The organism is Pseudolysinimonas sp., from assembly GCF_057350545.1.
The window spans coordinates 1-18195 of sequence record NZ_JBMRCP010000066.1; the positions used below are offsets into that span (position 1 = coordinate 1).

Sequence of the window (18195 nt, forward strand, 5' to 3'; positions counted from 1 at the left end):
ACAACGCGGCGAAAGCCGGTGCCCACATGCTCATGGCCGTGCTGCGGCTCGAGCTCGCGGGGGAGCCGATCCGCGTGATCGAGATCGCGCCCGGCATGGTCAAGACCGACGAGTTCTCGCTCGTACGGTTCGGCGGCGACCGGGAGAAGGCGGATGCCGTCTACGCGGGAGTCGGCGATCCGTTGACGGCCGACGACATCGCGGCGTCGATCGTGCACGCGGTCGAGCTGCCGGGACACATCAACCTCGACCTCGTGACGATCAAGCCGGTCGCTCAGGCCGCGCCGCACAAGGTCGTGCGGGGAGACCTCACGCCGAAGGGCTGATCGCCTCCGCGGCGGCCTCCGCCTCCTCGGTGTCGGCGAACGCGAGCTTCGGTACGAAGAACAGCAGCACGGTCGCGACGACCGCCGTGCCGCCGCAGATCGCCCACGCCGTGTAGTAGCCGGAGAGGCTCGCCGCGGTCCCCGCTCCCGCGACGACTCCCGTCGCGAGCACGAGGCCGAAGGTCGCCGACGCGAACGCCCCGCCGATCGTCTTGGTCGTGTTGGTGAGACCCGTCGCGACACCCGTCTGCCCGAGTGGCGCCGCTGCGGCGGCCGCGGCGGGGAGCGCGGCCACGAGGGCACCGGAGCCGAGGCCCGCGACGCAGATGCAGACGAGCACCTCGGCGAGGCTCCCGTGGAACGGGATGAGCGCGAAGTAGCCGACCGCGACGAGCGAGGTGGCGACGATGAGCGCGAGGCGCGGCGCGATCCGGCGCGAGAAGACCGCGAAGAGCACGGCGCCGACGATGAGCGAGACGAGGTAGATGCCGATGACGATCGACCGCATCCCGGAGCTCAGGCCGAGCCCGTAGCCGACGACCTCGGGGTCGGTGCCCGCGAAGGTCGAGAGCGGGATCTGCGCGCCGAGCACGCTGATGCCGAAGAGGCCCGCCGTGATCTGCACGGGCCACATGTTCTTCTGCGCGACCATGCGCAGGTCGATCGCCGGGTCGTCGCGCCCGAGCACCCAGCGCCCGAAGGGGATGAACGACAGCAGACCCGCCGCCATGATGACCCACACCCACCAGGTCCCCGGACCGTTGATCCGCAGGAAGGTGAGCGACGAGGTCGTGAGCAGCAGCGCGAACGACAGCAGCACGAAGCCGACGAAGTCGAGACTGCGGTTCGGGCTCGGCTCCGACTCCGGAACGCCGAACAGGATGGCGAAGAACGCGAGCGTGACGATCGCGGCCGGCACCATGAGGGTGAGGGTGACGTTCCCGACGAAGACGCTCGAGAACAGGAAGCCTCCGCCGAGCGCCCCCATGATGGCGCCGAGCTCGAGGGCGACGACGAGCAGACCGGCGGCACGGCGCGTCTGGGAGACGCCCGTCTTCGAGCGACGGCCCTTGTCGAAGATGAGCGCGACCTCGAGCGGCAGCCACACCGCGTAGAACCCCTGCAGCGCCCACGCGATGAGGAACGTCGTGAAGTCGCCCGAGATCGCGAGCCACCACGAGGCGGCGGCGGTGAGCGCCGTCGAGACGAGCAGCATCTTCTTGTGCCCGAACATGTCGCCGAGCTTCGCGAGGATCGGCACCGCGAGCGCCGAGAGCAGCAGCTGGGCCGCCTCGAACCAGTTGAAGTCGGCGTCGGTGATGCCCAGGTGCACCACGAGATCGCTGATCAGCGGGATGTAGAACCCCTGCAGGATGCCGCTCGTGATCTCGAGCAGGAACAGGAAGCCCACGAGGGCGAAGGTGATCTGCGCAAGGGACCTCGGCGTCCCGGCGACGTTCGTCATGCCGGGAGTCTAGGGGCGGGGGGAGCGCCGTTAGGCTCGACGCGTGGCCGACCAGGTGAGCAGCCCCCGTCCACTCGCCGAGCTCGTCGATCCCGGGTGGGCCGCAGCGCTCGAGCCGGTCGCGCCGCGGGTCGCCGCGATGGGCGAGTTCCTCCGCGCCGAGCTCGCCGCGGGCCGCCGCTACCTCCCCGAGGGGCCGAACGTGCTGCGCGCGTTCACGCAGCCGTTCGAGCAGGTCAGGGTGCTCATCGTGGGTCAGGACCCGTACCCGACCCCCGGGCATCCGATCGGACTGTCGTTCGCGGTGGAGCGGCACGTGCGCCCGATCCCGCGCAGCCTGCAGAACATCTACCGCGAACTGCGCGACGACCTCGGCATCGAGCCGGCCGCGCACGGCGACCTCACCGCGTGGGCCGAGCAGGGCGTGCTGCTGCTCAACCGCGTGCTCACGGTGCAGGCCGGGAACTCCGGATCCCATCGCGGCAAGGGGTGGGAGGACGTCACCGAGACCGCCATCCGCGCCCTCGTCTCCCGCGACGCGCCCCTCGTCGCCATCCTCTGGGGTCGGGATGCCGGAACGCTGCGTCCGATGCTCGGCGACACCGACATCCTCGCGTCGGCCCACCCGAGCCCGCTCTCGGCGTCGAGCGGCTTCTTCGGATCGCGACCGTTCTCCCGCGCCAACGAACTGCTCACCGCCGCCGGGGCTGATCCGGTCGACTGGCGTCTGCCTGCGTAGGCCTGTCTGCTTAGGATCGACGCATGCTGGAGGAGGAGTACAACCCGCGGCGGCAGCTGCCGCGCCACCTCCGCCCCGAGCCCGCGGCCGAACCGCCTTTCGCCTACGAGTTGCGCGACGCGACGGCGCGCGACATCCCGCACATGCTCGAGATCTACAACCACTACGTCGCCAACTCGACCGTGACGTTCGACGAAGACCCGCTCACCCTCAAGGAGATGCGGCACAAGTTCGCCGACGCCGAGCGGCTCGGCTACCCGTGGCTCGTCGCCGTCTCGCCGAACGGGCAGATCCTCGGCTACGCCTACGTGCTGCCCTGGAAGCCGAAGGCCGCCTACCGCTTCACGGTCGAGAACTCGATCTACCTGGGCGCCGCCGCGACCGGCAAGGGCCTCGGCAAGGCGCTCATGAAAGAACTCCTCCCGCGTGCGAAGGCCGCCGGGGTCAAGGAGGTCGTCGCGGTGATCGCCGACCGCGGCGCGGACGCGTCGATCCGGTTGCACGAGCAGTTCGGATTCAAGGAGATCGGGCACATGGGCAAGGTCGGCTTCAAGTTCGGGCGATGGCTCGGCACGTACCTGCTGCAGAAGAGCCTCAAGTGAACGTCCCGGTGCAACTGCGTCTCGTGCTCGAGACGGCCGATCTCGACGCCGCCGTCGCCTTCTACCGCGACGTGCTGGGCCTTCCCGAGCGGGAGTCGTTCGACGGCCCCGACGGAGCCAGGGTCGTGATCCTCGACGTGCCGACGGCGACGCTCGAACTCGCCAACACCGCGCAGGTCGGCTTCATCGACGACGTCGAGGTGGGTCGGGCGGCCGCGCACGAGTTCCCGCTCACCGTGCGGGTCGCGTTCGAAGTGCCCGACGCCGCGGCGGTCAGCGCGCGCCTCGAGGCCGCGGGCACCGAGGTCGTCGCACCGGTGGTCGAGACGCCGTGGCGTTCGCTCAACGCGCGCTTCGAGGGCCCGGACGGGATGCCGCTCACGGTCTTCCAGGAGCTCGACCCGAGTCAGCGCTCGACGTAGACCTGCTCCGTGACCTCGTCGACGAGCTCGGTCGCGTGCTGGAAGCGGTCGGTCCCGCCGACGGCTTCGATCACCGAGATCCACGAGTCGTTGCGGATGACGTGCAGCTCTCCCGGAGCGCTCACCTCGTCGCCGATGCGAGCGTAGGAGATCGCACCTTCGATCTGCGACTCGATGAGCCCGCTCTCGATGAGGGCGCTCACGATGCCGGACCGCGTGGCCGCCGTCACCGGGGCGACCGAGACGATGACGGTCGTCGCCGGCGCATCCTCATCGCCCCACACGCACGTGATGCCGCCCGCGCGCTCCTCGGGGGTGGGGTCGACGAAGTAGTCCTCGCCGTAGATGCCGCCGGGCCCGCCGAGCAGGTCGAGCCCGTCGGACTCGAACTGCTCGGCGGTCTCGTCCGTCACGAGGTCGAGGCAGGCGTCCGGCATCGCGAACTCGCGCACGGGCGACGGCGTCTCGGTACTGATCGCCGTCGGCGTCGGCTCGGCGTCGGGGGCGTCGGTCTCGTCATCGCCCCCGGCGGCTGGGGTGCAGCCCGCGAGCAGCGCGATGACGACGACCGCCGCCCCGGCTGCTGTGAGCTTCCGCATCCCCGACCTCCCTGCGTGGGGCGAATGTATCACCCGCGACCCGTCAGGATCGCGGGGTCGCCTTGCGCAGGATGCCGTAGGCCGCGATGCCGGCGATCGCCGAGATCACGAGGCTCAGCGCGTACGCGCCCGTGAAGCCGACGGTGACGAAGAACTCCCCGACGGCGGGCCACGAACCGGTGAGCGTGATGAGCGCGACGATGCCGAGCAGCACGGCCGTGAGGATCACGAAGAACAGCGACAGTCCGCGGGCCTTCCACCGCACGTACATCGAGCCGAAGGCGCTGCCGATCGCGAAGAAGAACAGGAACAGAGCGAAGACGTGGAACAGCCGCAGCCACCACGGCGAGTCGATCCCGAAGTAGATCGCGTTGAACATCGAGCCGCCGAGACCCCATCCGTTCGTCCAGGCCTCGACCTGGGCGAGCAGGATGTAGATGAGCGAGTAGAGCGCCGAGAGTCCCACGAAGGTCAGACCGGTGCCGAGGATGTAGTCACGCCGGGTCGAGCCGAAGCCGAGCGCCAGCGAGAAGGACGAGTTCATCGCCATGATCGCGATGACCATCATGTAGACGAAGATCCACAGGGTGGCGCCGCTGTACTGGAAGCCGTTGGAGACGCCCTGCACCGTCTCAGGGTCGTTCGGAGCCGCGGTGCGCACGATCCACCAGATGACCCAGTTGGCGGCGAAGATCAGTCCGACGACGTAGAGCGGCGTCCAGAAGATCGTGAACGGGTTCGCGGCGTGCAGGCGCGCGACGTTGGTCAGTCGCGAGCCGAGGGGGCGCGCCGACGGGGCGGCGAGGGTGAGCGGGAGGGCGGTCATGCGCGGGGCTCCTTGTCGGTGTCGAGGGGCTGTTCTTGGAAGTCGACGGCGCGACCGGTCGTCAGGCGCACCACGAGCTGCTGGAGGGAGACGGGGCCGAGCTCGAGTCCGGCGGCGCGAGCCGCCTGCTGCTCGGCGGGGGAGAGGCCGGCGACGGTGAGCGAGACGAGCCCGCCGATCGCGTCGCGGTGGAGCACCTCGCGGGATCCGACGAAGGTCTCGACGGCCTCGCGGCCTCCGACGACGGTCGTGGCGGAGCCGCGCAGCTCGTCGGCGGGGCTGTCGACGAGGATCGCGCCGTCGTCGATCACGATGACGTGTTCGAGCAGGTCGCTCACCTCGTCGATCAGGTGGGTCGAGAGCACGATGGTGCGGGGGTGCTCCGCGTAGTCGGCGAGCAGCCGGTCGTAGAACAGCTGCCGCGCGATGGCATCCAGGCCGAGGTACGGCTCGTCGAAGAAGGTGAGCGGCGCGCGTGACGCGAGCCCGACGATCACCCCGACGGCCGAGAACTGGCCGCGGGAGAGCTTCTTCATCTTGCGGTCGAGGGGCACGCGGAACTCTTCGACGAGGCGGTCGGCGAAGCTCTGATCCCAGTTGGGAAAGAACCGCGGAGCGATCTTCAGAACGTGCTTCGCCTTGAAGTCGTCGGGGTACTTCTGGCTCTCCTTGATGAAGCACACGCGCTCGAGCACTCCCGCGTTCTCGACCGGGGACTCGCCCCAGACCGTGATCGTGCCGCGTGTCGCGAACTCCTGGCCGGTGAGGAGCGACATCAGGGTCGTCTTGCCGGCGCCGTTGCGACCGAGGAGGCCGTAGATGCCGTCCTCCTCGAGTCGGAACGACACGTCGTCCACGGCGGCGAGTGATCCGAAGCGCTTGGTGAGGCCCCGGACCTCCACGATCGTGCTCATGAGTTGTTCTCCTTGTCGGTGTCGCGGATGAGTCCGATGAGCTCACCCGAGTCGATGCCGAGCTTTCGGGCTTCGGCGAGTAGGGGGGCGACGTACTGGTCGCGGAAGGCGTCGCGCCGCTCGGCGACGAGTCGGCTGCGGGCCCCGGTGGCGACGAACATGCCGATGCCTCTCTTCTTGTAGAGGATCCCGGCGTCGACGAGCAGGCCCACGCCCTTCCCGGCGGTGGCCGGGTTGATGCGTAGGAACGCGGCGAACTCGTTGGTCGAGGGCACCTGGGATTCCTCGGGAAGGGCTCCGGAGATGATGTCGCTCGCGATCTGCTCGGCGATCTGCTGGAAGAGCGGGCGGCTGTCGTCCATCGGGTTCCCTCCTCTCGGTCAATGGGTTAGTTACTTGAGTGACTAACCAACCAGGCCGAGCCGCGGATGTCAAGTCGGCATCCGGATGACGTCGCGAAGGGTCGGCGTTGGGGCTGTTGCGCGCCGCGGATCGCCCGAACGGCGACCCCTCGACACCTAGGCTCGAATCGTGTTCGAACTCCATCACCTCACCGCGAACGAGCAGCTCGACTGGCTCCGACGCGGTGAGGTGACGCCCCTCGAACTCGCCGAGCACTACCTCGTGCGCATCGAGAAGCTCGACCCGGGACTCGGCGCCTTCGCCGAGATCACCCCCGACGCCGCGCGAGCCCGCGCGGCCGCGGTGACGGAGCTCTCGCGCGCCCTGCCGCTCTGGGGTCTGCCCTTCGGCGACAAGGATCTCGTCGCCCGCGCCGGTGTGCCGACGCGCTACGGCTCGCGCGCCATGACCCACAACGTGCCCGAGATCTCGGACGAGCTCGCCCTCGTGCTCGACGCCGCCGGGGGAGTGAGCGTCGGCAAGACCGCGGCTCCGGAGTTCGGCTTCCCGAGCTACACCGAGCCGCTCGCCGGGCCGATCGCCCGCAACCCGTACGACGCGTCCCTCGGAGCGGGCGGTTCGAGCGGAGGAGCCGCCGTCGCCGTCGCCGCGGGCCTCCTGCCGTTCGCGCCCGGGTCGGACGGCGGCGGATCGGTGCGCATCCCGGCCGCCGCGACGGGTCTCGTCGGGCTCAAGCCGTCGCGCGGACGCGTACCGGCGCTCTCCGGTTTCGGCGGCCTCGCCGGTCTCGTCACCGCCGGCCCGCTGGCGCGGACCGTAGCGGATGCCGCCCTGCTGCTCGACGCGCTCGCCGCAGACGGGACCGCATCCTGGGCCACCGCACCACCGCGCTGGGACGGGGGTGCCTTCCTCAACGCGGCCGTGCGGGGCGAGGGTCGATTCTCGCTCGGAGTCAGCCGCGACACCCCGTGGTCGGCCGAGTACGACGTCGTCGTCTCGCCGGAGGCCGAGGAGGCGCTCCAGCTCGCGCTGCGGGAGCTCGAAGCGCTCGGGCACGGGATCGAGGAGCTCTCTTTCGACCCGGAGCCCGGATACGGCCCCGCCTTCCGCACCGTCTGGCAGGCCGGAGCCTCGGCGCTGCCGCTCGACGAGGCTCAGCTCGCGCTCGTCGAGCCGCTCACGCGCTGGCTCGTCCAGACGGGCCGCAGGCTCTCCGCCCGAGAGCTCACGGAGGCGCTCGCGTTCCTCGCCGGCTTCGAGCGCCGGTTCCTCGCGCGAGCCGCCCGCGTGGATGTCGTGGTCACCCCCGCGATGGCTCTCACCCCGCGCCCGCTGGGGTGGTACGACGCCGAGAACGGCGCGCGGAACTTCGCACAGCAGGTGCTCTACACGCCGTTCACGAGCATGGTGAACGTGAGCGGCCTCCCGGCCATCTCGCTGCCCGTGCACGTCACGGCGGAGGGGCTGCCGATGGGGGTGCAGCTGATCGGACGACCCGGTCGGGAAGATGTGCTGCTCGCCCTCGGCGCACAGCTCGAGCGGCGCCTGCACTGGCAGCGCCGGTATCCCGCCGTCTGGTGACGAGCGCAGTGGGGAAGGAAGGTTAGGCGACGCTCAGTTAGGCATGCCTATACTGAGTGCGATGTTCCTCTCCGACCTCCTCCCCGCGACGATCTCCTGGCAGCCCGCTGCCGGAGACCTCGTGCTGCTCGGCGCGGTCGAGGCGGATCTCCCGGTCGTCGAGACGGTGCTCGCGACGCTCCCGGCGAAGGCCCGTGGCCAGGTCTTCGTCGAGGTCGACTCCGCCGCCGGCATCCGCGACCTCGCCGCGCCCGGCCGCGTGTGCGTCACGTGGCTGCGCCGCGACCTCGGGCAGTCGCTCCGCGGAGCCGTCGAAGCCTGGCTCGGCGAGATGCTCCCCGTCGACCTCGACCGCGAGCACCGCGTCTACGGCTGGGTCTCCGGCGACCGCGCCGCCCAGCTCCTCACCAACGCCTAGGTGCCGCTCGACGCATCCGACGCGAAGCCGCGTCGACGCGGCCGCACGTACCCGCCCTTCTCGAGGCCCGCCTCGACCTCGAAGCGGTTGGTGAGCGGCGGCGAGCCCGCGGCGACGTAGAGCGGGATGAAGGCGAGCCCGTACCTGCGCCACTGCGCCACATGCACGGCCTCGTGCTCGAGCACCGAGGTGCTCGTATTCGTCGACGTCAGGTAGATCGCGCCGATCGTCGTACCGCCCCGGCCGAAGGCCCACGTCGGCAGCCCCTCGAAGTAGCGGATGCCACCGCCACGCCGGTAGCGGCCGAACAGGAGGCGACCCCACAGCCACGCGCACGCCGTGGCGAACCAGTATCCGGGCCGCGCCACCGCAGGCCAGAGCAGGAGACGTCGGAGCCCCGGGATGCGCGTTCCGCCGCGCACGAACGACCCCATCGCGCGCTCGGCCCGGGACAGCGTCGCGGGGTCGGGGCGCACGGGAAGGCTCATCGCCCCTGGAACCTCGGCTCCGAACGACTGAGGAAGGCCCGCATCCCCTCGGCGGCGTCGTCGCTTGCGGCGAGGCGCACGAGTTCGGGTTGGAGCTGCTGTTCGGCGCGCGGGTCGCCGACACGGATCGCCTCGCGCGCGTTGGCGAGCGTCGCCTGCACGGCGAGCGGTGCCTGCGCGGCGATGCGGTGCGCGAGCTCGTGGGCGCGGGGGAGTTGCTCCCCGTGCGGCACCACCTCCTGCACGAGCCCGATGCGGTGCGCCTCGGCGACGTCGAACGAGTCGCCCGTGAGCATCCACCGCATCGCGTTGCCCCAGCCGACCGCGCGCGGCAGCCGGATCGTGGCTCCGCCGAACGGCAGGATGCCGCGCTGCACCTCGATCTGCCCGAACACCGTCGAGTCGGCGGCGACGACGACGTCGCTCGCGAGCGCGAGCTCGATACCCAGCGTGAGGCACGTGCCCTGCACGGCGATCACGACCGGTTTGCGCACCGCCTCGCCCTCGACCGCCCACGGGTTGAGGCCGCCCTTCGGCACGATGTCGAGGCCGTTCTCGGTGATCCGCGGTCCGACGTCGGCGAGGTCGAGCCCGGCCGTGAAATGGTCGCCGTGCGCGAAGACGACGCCCGCGCGCAGCGAGTCGTCGCGATCGAGCTCGCCGTAGGCGAGGCAGAGTTCCTGCAGCATCGCGAAGTCCGCGGCGTTGCGCTTCTCGGGGCGGTTGAGCCCGATGATCAGGACGTGCCCGTCGCGGTCGACGGTGACTCTCTCACCCACCCGCCCACTGTACGCAACGGTGGGTCGGCATCCGCTAGCGTTTCAGCAGGTTCCCTTCCGAAGGAGTTCGTCCGTGCGTTCGCGTTCCCTCGCCACCCTCCCGGTCGCCGCCGTCGCGCTCGCGTTGCTCGCCGGCTGCACGTGGAGCGTCGGCACGAACACGTCGCCCACCGTGGCGCCCGACGAGCTCGAGACGCTCGCCGCCGACGAGCTCGAGGCGGCCGTCGGCCTGCGTCCGACGATCGACTGCGGCGACGACGACATCCCGGTCAAGTCCGACACCTCGGTGACCTGCCTGCTGGTCGATCCGGTCGCCGGTCTCGAGTTCGACACCGTCATCACCTTCACCGAGGTCGTCAACACGGCCGAAGGGCTCGACTACACGATCGACATCCAGGTGGCGGAGGTGGCGAACAACGCCCCCGAGCCCACCGCCGAGCCCGGGGCGACCGAACCGATCGCGAAGATCGAAGCCCTCGCGATCAGCGCCCTCAGCAACGTGCTCGACTACGTGCCCGAGGTGTCGTGCGAGGGTGACTCGCTCGAGATCGTCGTCGGCAACACGGTCGACTGCAGCTACGAGTCGCCGGACGGCCCCGTCGACGCGGTCGTGACGATCACCGAGTACGACCCGACGACCGGTCGGTACCGCATCAGCGTCACCTGAGCGGACGCGCTCAGCCGAGGGCGGCGATGACGCGCAGGATCGTGGCGGCGTCGTCGGCCGCCTGCTCGGTGTCGGGCGCGCTCGGCGCGTAGGCCGAGAGGGATGCCCCCGCGAGCGGGAACCGCGCGCGCAGCGCCTTGATCGCGGCCACGAGCGTCGCCGGTGCGAGCCCGAACGGCTCGGGGTCGAGCAGCCCGTCGAGGTCGGCGGGGTCGAGCACGTCGAGGTCGATGTGCAGGTAGACGGCGTCGGCGCCGGTCGCGTCGACCGCGTCGACGAGTGCCGCAGCGTCGGCGAGCTCGTCGACGGTGAGGGAGCGCAGCCCGACCTCGTCGGCGAAGGCACGCTCGCCGGCGTCCCACGACCTGGCCCCGGCGAGCACGACCCGCGACGCGGCGATCTCACCCGCGTCGATCGACGCCCGCAACACCATCCCCGAGAGCGCGCCCGAGGGCGACGAATCGGGCGAGTTGAGGTCGGGATGCGCGTCGAACCAGACGACGCAGACCTGCGGATGCCGCTGCACGGCAACCTCGATCCCCGCGGCCGCGACAGCGCAGTCGCCCCCGACGATGACCGCGGGACCCTCGACGTCGGCGAGGGCGGCGGTGAGCCGTTCGCGCACGAGGCGCAGCGAGCTGTACCGGGCGATGCCCGTGCCCTGGTCGTCGCCCGCCTCGAGTGGCACGGCGATCTCGGTGGTCGCCGACGACGGCAAGTCCGTGCGGAGCGCCGCGACGCCCTCCGCGAGACGCATCGCCCGCGGCGACGGGGAGCCCTGCCACTGCGGCACGAGCAGGAACCGGAGGGTCACGCTGCCACTCTAGGACGGAGTCGCACGACGAGGCGGGTGAGCGCGCGGAGGCCCGCCTCGAGCGGGCCGGGTCCGATCAGTCGGCGCCACACGGTCGCGACGACGAGCGACCCGACGACGAGCGCGGGCAGCACCCACCCCGGCATCGTCCAGTGGTCGCCCCGCGACGTCGCCTCGCGCACGGCGACCAGCACGATCGCGTGCGCGACGTAGAGCGTGAGCGCCATCGACCCGGCCGCGGCGACGGGGGAGAGCACGATCCGGATGACCCGGGCGACACGTTCGCCCTCGCCGGTCGCCGAGTCGAGGAGCGACAGCGCGCCGATGATCGCCACCGCGACACCGCCGGAGGCGATGACCTCGAGGCTCGAGTCGGAGTGCGCGGCGGCGGAGAGCCCCGGGACGAGAGCCGCCGCGCCGTAGCCGAGAATCGCGGCGAGTGCGCCGCCGACGAGCGCGAGACCCGCCGTGAACCGATCACGGAGGTCGCTCCGGGCGAGGATGAGACCGAACAGCAGGTAGGCGGTCCAGACGACGATCGGATACTCGCCGTAGACGAGCCACCGGCCGACGAGCTGCAGCGGAGCCGCGAGCTGCTCGAAGGGCACCCCTCCAGTGAGAAGTGCGACGAGTGCGGGGCCCGCGATCGCGACGACGGCGGCCACGACCGCGAGCACGAGCCGGTGCGCGAAGAGCAGTCCGACGAGCACGAGGAACGCGAACCCGTAGTAATCGAGGATGACCGCGATCGGCGGCCTGAGGAACGTCGTCAGCGCGACCCCGAGCAGGACGAGCACCGAGCCGCGGACGAGTACGGAGAGCCGGGACGGGAGGCGCGACCCGGGCTGCGGCGGGGTCGCGCCACCGGTGATGAGGCCGAGAGACGCCCCGGCGACCGTGGCGAAGAGGATGGCGGAGCGTCCGTCGTAGAGCTGCTCACCGCCCAGCACCAGGGTGTGGGCGGCGAACATCCCGAGCAGGGCGACGCCGCGCGCCGCGTCGAGCCCGAACAGCCGGGGAGGGACGACGGTCTCGCGTCGCCCCTCCCCGGTCATCGGTGACGGTTCGGCGTTCAGTTGCCCGAGGTGATGGCGGCGGCGGCACCGCCGGACTTGAGCGCGGCGAGGCGGGCGTCGACCTCGACCTCCTTGCTCAGGTCTTCGAGCGACTCGAACTGCGAGTCGAGCGTCGACGCGGCGATCTCCTGCTGGCCGAGCACCTTGGCCTCCTCGCGACGCACCTTGTCCTCGAAGCGGCCGATCTCGCTCGTCGGGTCGAGCACGTCGATGCTCTGCAGGGCGTCGGCGACCTGCGACTGGGCCTGCGCGGTCTTGGCGCGCGCGACGAGCTCGTCACGCTTGGTCTTGAGCTCGTTGAGCTTCTCGCGCATGACCTCGAGGCCGTCCTTGAGCTTGCTGACGACCTCGTTCTGCGAGGCGATCGTCGGCTCGGCCGTCTTGGCCTCGTTCTCCGCGGAGATCTGCTTGCCGAGGGCGACCTTGGCGAGCTTGTCGAACTTGTCGGCGTCGGCCGCGTTGCCGGCCGAGCGGAGCTCATCCGCCTTCGAGCTCGCCGCGAGTGCCTTGCGGCCCCAGTCGGCGGCGGCCTCGATGTCTTCGGCGTGGTCCTGCTCCATGAGGCGCAGGTTGCCGATCGTCTGGGCGACCGCGCTCTCCGCCTCGGCGATCGAGTTCGTGTAGTCGCGCACGAGCTGGTCGAGCATGAGCTGCGGGTCCTCGGCCTGGTCGAGCAGCGAGTTGATGTTCGCCCGCACGAGCTGGGAGATGCGCCCGAGAATCGATTGCTTTGCCATGGTGTGCCTTTCGTTGTACGGAGTGAGTGGAGTCTAGAAGCGTCCGCCCCGCGAGCGGCGACCGCCGCCCAACGAGGATCTCCGGCTGCTGCCGGAGCTGCGGCGGGATGAGCCGCCGAACCCGCCGAACCCGCCGGAGGATCGACGGCGACTGCTGCTGCCGCCGCTCCAGCCGGACGACGACCCGGAGCCCGAGAACAGCGCCTCGAGGATGCCGCCCAGCACGGCGCCGCCGTCGCCGTCGAAGAAGTCGTCGGGGTCGCGCCCGTACGACCTCGGGTTCTCGAACGCCATCACGTCGGAGCGCGCGAGGGAGAGCGCCGACCCGGCGAGCCGGGCCGACTTCTCCGCCGCGGCGTACGCGGCGAGGGCATCGCTCGCGCCGAGGGCGACGGCCTGGGCGAGCAGCGACTCGGCTTCGGTGAATCGCGTGCGCGCGCTCGCGCCGATCCCGCCGCGGCGGGTCGTGATGTAGTCGCGGGCCGAGTCGACGGCGGTGCGGGCCTCGGCGGTCACCCGGTCGAGCTGGGCGGCCGCGCGTGCGACCTGAGCCTGCCGGTCGCGCACCGCACCGAGTTCGCGGTTGAGGGCGGCGTTGGCCTGCTCGACGGCGGCGAGGGCCGTAGCGGGGTCTTGGCGCTCGGCGGCGGCGAGTACCTGTTCCGCCTCCGTGATCGCCGGCTCGAGGATCGCCGGGTCGGCGGCGCGCGCCTCGGCGACGTCGGCGCGGGTGTCGGCGACTGCGGCATCCAGCCGTGCGTCCAGCTCGGGAAGCTCCACGGCGGCCTTGTCGACGGCGTCGAGCAACTGCCCGACCTGCCCGAGTGCGTGCTGCGCCCCGCGCACCGCCACCGCGGCTCGCCCCGCGTCCCCGCGGTCGACGGCGCCGCGGGCGGCCGTGAGCGACTCCGCCGTGAAGGTCGCGAGCTTGCGGGCCTGGGCGGGGTTCTCATCGATCGCGTCGATCGCGGGGGCGCCGAAGCGGCGGCCGAGCTCGGCGACGGTCGTGTCGGCGGCGAGGATGCGCGCCGCGACGTCGGCGTGCGCGGCCGCGAGCGACTCGACGAGCTGCGGGGCGTTCGCCTCGAGTTGGCGCAGCTCGTCGAAAGCGTCGGCCTGCGCGTCGAGGGTCGCGTCGGCGGCTTCGCACAGCTCGATGATGCGCGTCGTGAGCGTGCGGCGCTCGTCGGGCGACTCGGGCTCGGCATCGTCGAGGCGATGCCGCAGCGCGAACGCCTCCGAGAGCCCGGCCTTGGCCTGCGCGAGGGCGTCCGCGAACGGCGCGGCCGCCTCGTCGCCGAACTGGGCGATCGCGAAGCCGAGTTCCTGCTCGCTCGTCTTGACCGAGTCGTCGAGCTGCACGAGCAGAGACCCGGCGCGGGTGTCGAGTTCTTGGGCCGACTGCTGTGCCGCGGCGTTCGCGCTGCGGCGGCGGGCGAGCGCGACGCCGCCCGCGGTCAGGCCGCCGGCCGCGACCACGCCCCCGCCGATCAGCCAGGGGATCGGGTCGAACGGCGCGTCGAGTTGTGCGGAGATGGTCTCGGCGGCACCCACGACGGCCCCGTCCCAGTCCTCGTCGCGCAGCGAGGCTTCGACGCGGTCGAGCACCGCGTCGAACTGCCCGTCGTCGAGAGCTTCCGCCGTCGCGGAGAGCGAGTAGGTGCGACCCTCCGTCGCGATCGCGAGCAGCACGTCGTCGGAACCCAGGCCGTTGCGGTCGGCTGTGGCATCCGCCCACGCGTCGGCTCCGGCGGGGTTGTCGAACTCGTCGACGAGCACGACGAAGAGCGAGATGCCCGTCCGCTCGAAGGTCTCGTCGATCGCGGCTTCCGCGGCGACGGGGTCGTCGAGCGCCCCGGCGAGGTCGAGGATCGGCGACGATCCCAGGTCGACGGGCTCCTCGGCGAGTGCCGGGCCGACCGCGAGCAGCGCGAGAACGGCACCCCCGAGAAGGGAGCCGGCGACGGCTCGGATGCGCATGGGTCGGTTCCTCCCGGGTTCCGGCTGTCCCCGAAGCCTAGCGAGGTGGGATGGCGCGGAACCTGAGGAATTACCGGATCACGAGCGACTGCACGGGACCGACGATCGCCTCGACCGCTCCGTCGTCGGAGGCGAACTGCACGATCGGCCGCATCTCGTAGTCCCCGGGGGGCAACAGCCCGAGTTCGTCGAGCGACGCCTGAGGGTCGGCCGGATCGCACGCGTACGGTTCGATCACCGCATCGAACGATGCGGTCGCACCGGGGCCCAACTCGACCGGGATGCCGATCAGGTCGGCGGCGGGCGCGAATCCGACGACGATCCCCTCGCGCGTCAAGACGACGCGCGGGGGCGACGCCACGCCGCTCACGGCGCCGGCACCGTCGTTGCGGAGGGTGACCGGCACGGTGAGCCCGGAGAAGCCCTCGTCGGTGGAGAGGGGCTCGATGGCGAGAGTCCACGCCGCGGAGGTCGGGCCGCTCTCGAACACGGCACCGCAGGCCTCCGCGGAGATGCGCAGGGCGGCGTCGTCGGCCGTCGGCTCCGACGCGAACTCCTCGGCGCCGCCGGCGGAGTCCTCGGCGACCATCATCGCGGCCTGCTGGGGCGGGATGACCGCGGAGATCCCGACGAAGAGCGCTCCGACGGCGGCGACCGAGCCGAGAGCCTGCGCGGCGATCACCTTCGGGCGGCGGCGGCGACGCGCACGCGTGACGACGGCATCCAGGTCGATGGTGGGCCGTCCCTCCGGGTCGGGGTCTCGCAGCAGGTCGCGCAGGTCAGATTCGGTGGCCACGGGCGGGCTCCTTCCGCGAGCGCTGGGTCATCGGCTGCGGCGTGAGGCGGTCCTCGACCGTGCCGTCGTCGGCGAGCGAGATCGCCATCTTGGCGAGCCCGTCGCTGAGATAGCGCTTGACCGCGCCCGAGCTGATGCCGAGCACGTCGGCGATGTCGTCGACTTTGAGGTCGTCGTAGTAGCGGAGCACGAGGCACGCGCGCTCCCGCGGTGTGAGCTTGCGCAGCTCATCGTGCAGATCGAGCCGTTCCTCCGAGGCGAGGGCGGGGGAGGGCAGCTCGTCGGGGCGGTACTCGAGCGGAGCGATCCTGCGCCAGCGCGACGTGCGGCGTCCGCCGTCGAGGTGCGCGTTGAGGATCGCCCGCCGCACGTAGGCCTCGGCGCTCTCGATGCCGAACCCGTTGCGCAGCCGACCGAAGGTGCGCACGAGGGCGTCCTGCACGAGGTCGGCGGCGTCGTCGCGGCTGCCGCAGAGCAGCGTCGCATAGCGCAGCAGCGCGTCGCCGCGCTGCGCGACCAACTCGGTCACGACGCCTTCCCAGGCCGGCTTCGCCGTCATCCGCACACCTCCCTCTACCTACTCAGACGACGAGGCTACGGAAAAGGTTGGGGGAACGAGGGAACCGCGTGCCGCCAGCGAGGTCGGCACGCGGTTCGGTCTCGCGTCGAAAGGGGGTGCGGGTCAGGCTCGTGCGGCCTGCATCCGCTCCCGGAGTTGCGCGAGCTGCGCGGTCACGGCCGCGGGGACCCGCCCGTCGAAGCCGTCGAAGAACGCCTGGGCGTCGTCGGCCTCGGCGAGGTGCGCGTCGGGGTCGATCGCGAAGAGCTCCTGCCAGTCGGCGTCGCTCACACCGGCGCCCTCGTAATCGATCGCACCCGGGGCGGGGATCCACCCCACCGGGCTCTCGACCGCCGGGGCGGTGCCTTCGACGCGCTCCAGGATCCAGGCGAGCACACGACCGTTCTCACCGAACCCGGGCCAGAGCCAGCGGCCGTCGTCGCCCTTGCGGAACCAGTTGACCTGGAAGATGCGCGGCACGCCGCCCGTCGCGCGCAACCCGGCGCCCACGTCGAGCCAGTGCTGCCAGTGGTCGGCCATGTTGTAGCCGCAGAACGGGAGCATCGCGAACGGGTCGCGGCGCAGCTCTCCGACAGTGCCCTCGGCGGCCGCCGTGCGCTCGGACGAGATGGTGGCGCCAAGAAAGACGCCGTGTTCCCATCCGCGTGCCTCCGCCACCAGTGGCACGTTGGTGGCACGCCGGCCGCCGAAGATGATCGCGTCGATGACGACGCCCCGCGGGTCCTCCCAGTCATCCGACATCGTCGGACACTGGGCGGCGGCCACGGTGAAGCGGGAGTTCGGGTGCGCCGCAGGACGACCGTCGTGCGGCGTCCAGGGCTGGCCCGTCCAGTCGGTGAGCGAGTCGGGCACCGTGTCGGTGAGACCCTCCCACCACACGTCGCCGTCCTCGCGGAGGGCGACGTTGGTGAAGATCGTGTTGCCCCAGAGCGTCTCGACCGCGGTCGGGTTCGACGAGAGGCCGGTGCCGGGGGCGACCCCGAAGAATCCGGCCTCGGGGTTGATCGCCCGCAGTTTCCCGTCGGGGCCGGGGGCGAGCCAGGCGATGTCGTCGCCGATGGTCTCGACCGTCCAGCCCGGGATGGTGGGCTTGAGCATGGCGAAGTTGGTCTTGCCGCAGGCACTCGGGAAGGCGGCGGCGACGTGGAAGACGCGGCCCTTCGGATTGGTGACCTTGAGCAGCAGCATGTGCTCGGCGAGCCAACCTTCGTCGCGGGCCATCGCGGAGGCGATGCGCAGCGCGAACGCCTTCTTGGCGAGCAGGGCGTTGCCGCCGTACGCGGAACCGAACGACCAGATCTCGCGGCTCTCGGGGAAGTGCGAGATGTACTTCGTCTCGTTGCACGGCCACGACACGTCGATCTGGCCGGGTTCGAGCGGTGCGCCGACGGTGTGCGCGGCCCGCACCCACTCGGTCTCGGGTGTGATCTGCGCGAGAGCGGCGGTGCCCATGCGCGTCATGATGCCCATGCTCACGACGACGTAAGGGGAGTCGGTGACCTGCACGCCGATGCGGGAGAGCGGGCTGCCGAGCGGTCCCATCGAGAACGGGACGACGTACATCGTGCGACCGCGCATCGAGCCGGCGAAGAGTCCGTCGAGCGTGGCGCGCATGTCGGAGGGCTCGTGCCAGTTGTTGGTCGGCCCGGCATCTGCCTCGTCCTGCGAGCAGATGAAGGTGCGTGACTCGACCCGGGCGACGTCGTCGGGGTGGCTGCGCGCGAGGAAGCTGTAGGGGCGGTGGTCGGCGTTCAGTTTGAGCAGCGTGCCCGTCGCCACCATCCCGCGGATGAGTTCGTCGGCTTCGCGGCGCGAACCGTCGCACCAGACGACGGTGTCGGGGGTGGTGAGGTGGGCCATCTGCTCGACCCAGGCGACGACGCGCGGGTCCGTGCCCTCCGGGGGGAGCGCCCAGGTCGCGTCGTGGACGCGCTCCTCGGATTCGGTGCCGTCGACAGCCTCGGGATCGCCGTCGAGGGTTCGTGTGCCGGTGGTGATCGTCACGGTCCTGCTCCCTCGCTGG

21 protein-coding genes are annotated in these 18195 nt (G+C 71.3%); 7 read left to right on the forward strand and 14 right to left on the reverse strand.

The window, feature by feature from the left end; translation table 11 throughout:
* A partial coding sequence (locus ACO1X9_RS09270; protein WP_486350542.1) for an SDR family NAD(P)-dependent oxidoreductase occupies positions 1–326 on the forward strand: 326 nt, incomplete at its 5' end.
* Here ACO1X9_RS09270 and ACO1X9_RS09275 read toward each other — a convergent pair.
* Complete coding sequence (locus ACO1X9_RS09275; RefSeq protein WP_486350543.1) at positions 310–1791, reverse strand: MFS transporter; 1482 nt, start codon at positions 1789–1791, stop codon at positions 310–312. The genes ACO1X9_RS09270 and ACO1X9_RS09275 overlap by 17 nt on opposite strands.
* A gap of 43 nt (positions 1792–1834) precedes the next feature.
* Here ACO1X9_RS09275 and ACO1X9_RS09280 point away from each other — a divergent pair, with 43 nt between their 5' ends.
* From ACO1X9_RS09280 to ACO1X9_RS09290, 3 genes are read left to right on the forward strand one after another with little or no spacing between them, the layout of a single operon-like run.
* A complete protein-coding gene (locus tag ACO1X9_RS09280; protein WP_486350544.1) occupies positions 1835–2530 on the forward strand; it encodes a uracil-DNA glycosylase in 696 nt (231 codons plus the stop codon).
* 23 nt (positions 2531–2553) lie between these two features.
* A complete protein-coding gene (locus ACO1X9_RS09285) occupies positions 2554–3132 on the forward strand; it encodes a GNAT family N-acetyltransferase (RefSeq protein WP_486350545.1) in 579 nt (192 codons plus the stop codon).
* Entirely contained in the window at positions 3129–3554 is a 426-nt protein-coding gene (locus ACO1X9_RS09290; RefSeq protein ID WP_486350546.1) for a VOC family protein, read from the forward strand. Before ACO1X9_RS09285 ends, ACO1X9_RS09290 begins: the two co-directional genes overlap by 4 nt.
* Here the strand turns inward: ACO1X9_RS09290 and ACO1X9_RS09295 are convergent.
* Genes ACO1X9_RS09295 through ACO1X9_RS09310 form a run of 4 tightly spaced genes read right to left on the reverse strand, consistent with a single transcriptional unit; the run spans position 3539 to position 6255 of the window.
* Entirely contained in the window at positions 3539–4153 is a 615-nt protein-coding gene (locus ACO1X9_RS09295; RefSeq protein WP_486350547.1) for a DUF3558 domain-containing protein, read from the reverse strand. The genes ACO1X9_RS09290 and ACO1X9_RS09295 overlap by 16 nt on opposite strands.
* Before the next feature lie 43 nt (positions 4154–4196).
* Positions 4197–4979: an ABC transporter permease gene (locus ACO1X9_RS09300; protein ID WP_486350548.1), complete on the reverse strand. Its 783-nt coding sequence runs from the start codon at positions 4977–4979 to the stop codon at positions 4197–4199.
* A complete protein-coding gene (locus ACO1X9_RS09305) occupies positions 4976–5893 on the reverse strand; it encodes an ABC transporter ATP-binding protein (RefSeq protein ID WP_486350549.1) in 918 nt (305 codons plus the stop codon). The genes ACO1X9_RS09300 and ACO1X9_RS09305 overlap by 4 nt, the downstream gene beginning before the upstream one ends.
* Positions 5890–6255 carry a GntR family transcriptional regulator gene (locus ACO1X9_RS09310; protein WP_486350550.1) on the reverse strand — a complete coding sequence of 122 codons (366 nt, stop codon included), beginning with the start codon at positions 6253–6255 and terminating at the stop codon, positions 5890–5892. Before ACO1X9_RS09310 ends, ACO1X9_RS09305 begins: the two co-directional genes overlap by 4 nt.
* A 169-nt stretch (positions 6256–6424) precedes the next feature.
* Here ACO1X9_RS09310 and ACO1X9_RS09315 point away from each other — a divergent pair, with 169 nt between their 5' ends.
* Together ACO1X9_RS09315 and ACO1X9_RS09320 are read left to right on the forward strand one after the other, a co-directional pair.
* Entirely contained in the window at positions 6425–7837 is a 1413-nt protein-coding gene (locus tag ACO1X9_RS09315; protein WP_486350551.1) for an amidase, read from the forward strand.
* A 61-nt stretch (positions 7838–7898) separates the two neighbouring features.
* On the forward strand, positions 7899–8255 hold the full coding sequence (locus ACO1X9_RS09320; protein ID WP_486350552.1) for an SIP domain-containing protein: 357 nt from the start codon (positions 7899–7901) through the stop codon (positions 8253–8255).
* On the opposite strand, the gene ACO1X9_RS09325 is transcribed toward ACO1X9_RS09320, so the two are convergent.
* Entirely contained in the window at positions 8252–8689 is a 438-nt protein-coding gene (locus ACO1X9_RS09325) for a hypothetical protein (RefSeq protein WP_486350573.1), read from the reverse strand. The genes ACO1X9_RS09320 and ACO1X9_RS09325 overlap by 4 nt on opposite strands.
* A 50-nt stretch (positions 8690–8739) precedes the next feature.
* Complete coding sequence (locus ACO1X9_RS09330; RefSeq protein ID WP_486350553.1) at positions 8740–9522, reverse strand: crotonase/enoyl-CoA hydratase family protein; 783 nt, start codon at positions 9520–9522, stop codon at positions 8740–8742.
* Between the two features lie 73 nt (positions 9523–9595).
* Here ACO1X9_RS09330 and ACO1X9_RS09335 point away from each other — a divergent pair, with 73 nt between their 5' ends.
* The gene (locus ACO1X9_RS09335; protein WP_486350554.1) at positions 9596–10189 is read left to right on the forward strand and encodes a hypothetical protein; all 594 of its coding nucleotides are present in this window, start codon (positions 9596–9598) and stop codon (positions 10187–10189) included.
* Positions 10190–10199: 10 nt separating this feature from the next.
* On the opposite strand, the gene ACO1X9_RS09340 is transcribed toward ACO1X9_RS09335, so the two are convergent.
* The 7 genes from ACO1X9_RS09340 to ACO1X9_RS09370 all read right to left on the reverse strand — a co-directional run bounded on the left by ACO1X9_RS09340 (position 10200) and on the right by ACO1X9_RS09370 (position 18176).
* Positions 10200–11003, reverse strand: a complete 804-nt coding sequence (locus ACO1X9_RS09340; protein WP_486350555.1) for an arginase family protein — start codon at positions 11001–11003, stop codon at positions 10200–10202.
* Positions 11000–12058 carry a DUF418 domain-containing protein gene (locus ACO1X9_RS09345; RefSeq protein WP_486350556.1) on the reverse strand — a complete coding sequence of 353 codons (1059 nt, stop codon included), beginning with the start codon at positions 12056–12058 and terminating at the stop codon, positions 11000–11002. The genes ACO1X9_RS09340 and ACO1X9_RS09345 overlap by 4 nt, the downstream gene beginning before the upstream one ends.
* Before the next feature lie 17 nt (positions 12059–12075).
* Positions 12076–12816 carry a PspA/IM30 family protein gene (locus ACO1X9_RS09350; protein WP_486350557.1) on the reverse strand — a complete coding sequence of 247 codons (741 nt, stop codon included), beginning with the start codon at positions 12814–12816 and terminating at the stop codon, positions 12076–12078.
* Between the two features lie 33 nt (positions 12817–12849).
* Complete coding sequence (locus tag ACO1X9_RS09355) at positions 12850–14796, reverse strand: TPM domain-containing protein (RefSeq protein WP_486350558.1); 1947 nt, start codon at positions 14794–14796, stop codon at positions 12850–12852.
* A gap of 70 nt (positions 14797–14866) precedes the next feature.
* Positions 14867–15592 carry a hypothetical protein gene (locus tag ACO1X9_RS09360; protein WP_486350559.1) on the reverse strand — a complete coding sequence of 242 codons (726 nt, stop codon included), beginning with the start codon at positions 15590–15592 and terminating at the stop codon, positions 14867–14869.
* On the reverse strand, positions 15576–16151 hold the full coding sequence (locus ACO1X9_RS09365; RefSeq protein WP_486350560.1) for a SigE family RNA polymerase sigma factor: 576 nt from the start codon (positions 16149–16151) through the stop codon (positions 15576–15578). Before ACO1X9_RS09365 ends, ACO1X9_RS09360 begins: the two co-directional genes overlap by 17 nt.
* Before the next feature lie 123 nt (positions 16152–16274).
* Entirely contained in the window at positions 16275–18176 is a 1902-nt protein-coding gene (locus tag ACO1X9_RS09370; protein WP_486350561.1) for a phosphoenolpyruvate carboxykinase (GTP), read from the reverse strand.
* Positions 18177–18195 lie beyond the last annotated feature (19 nt).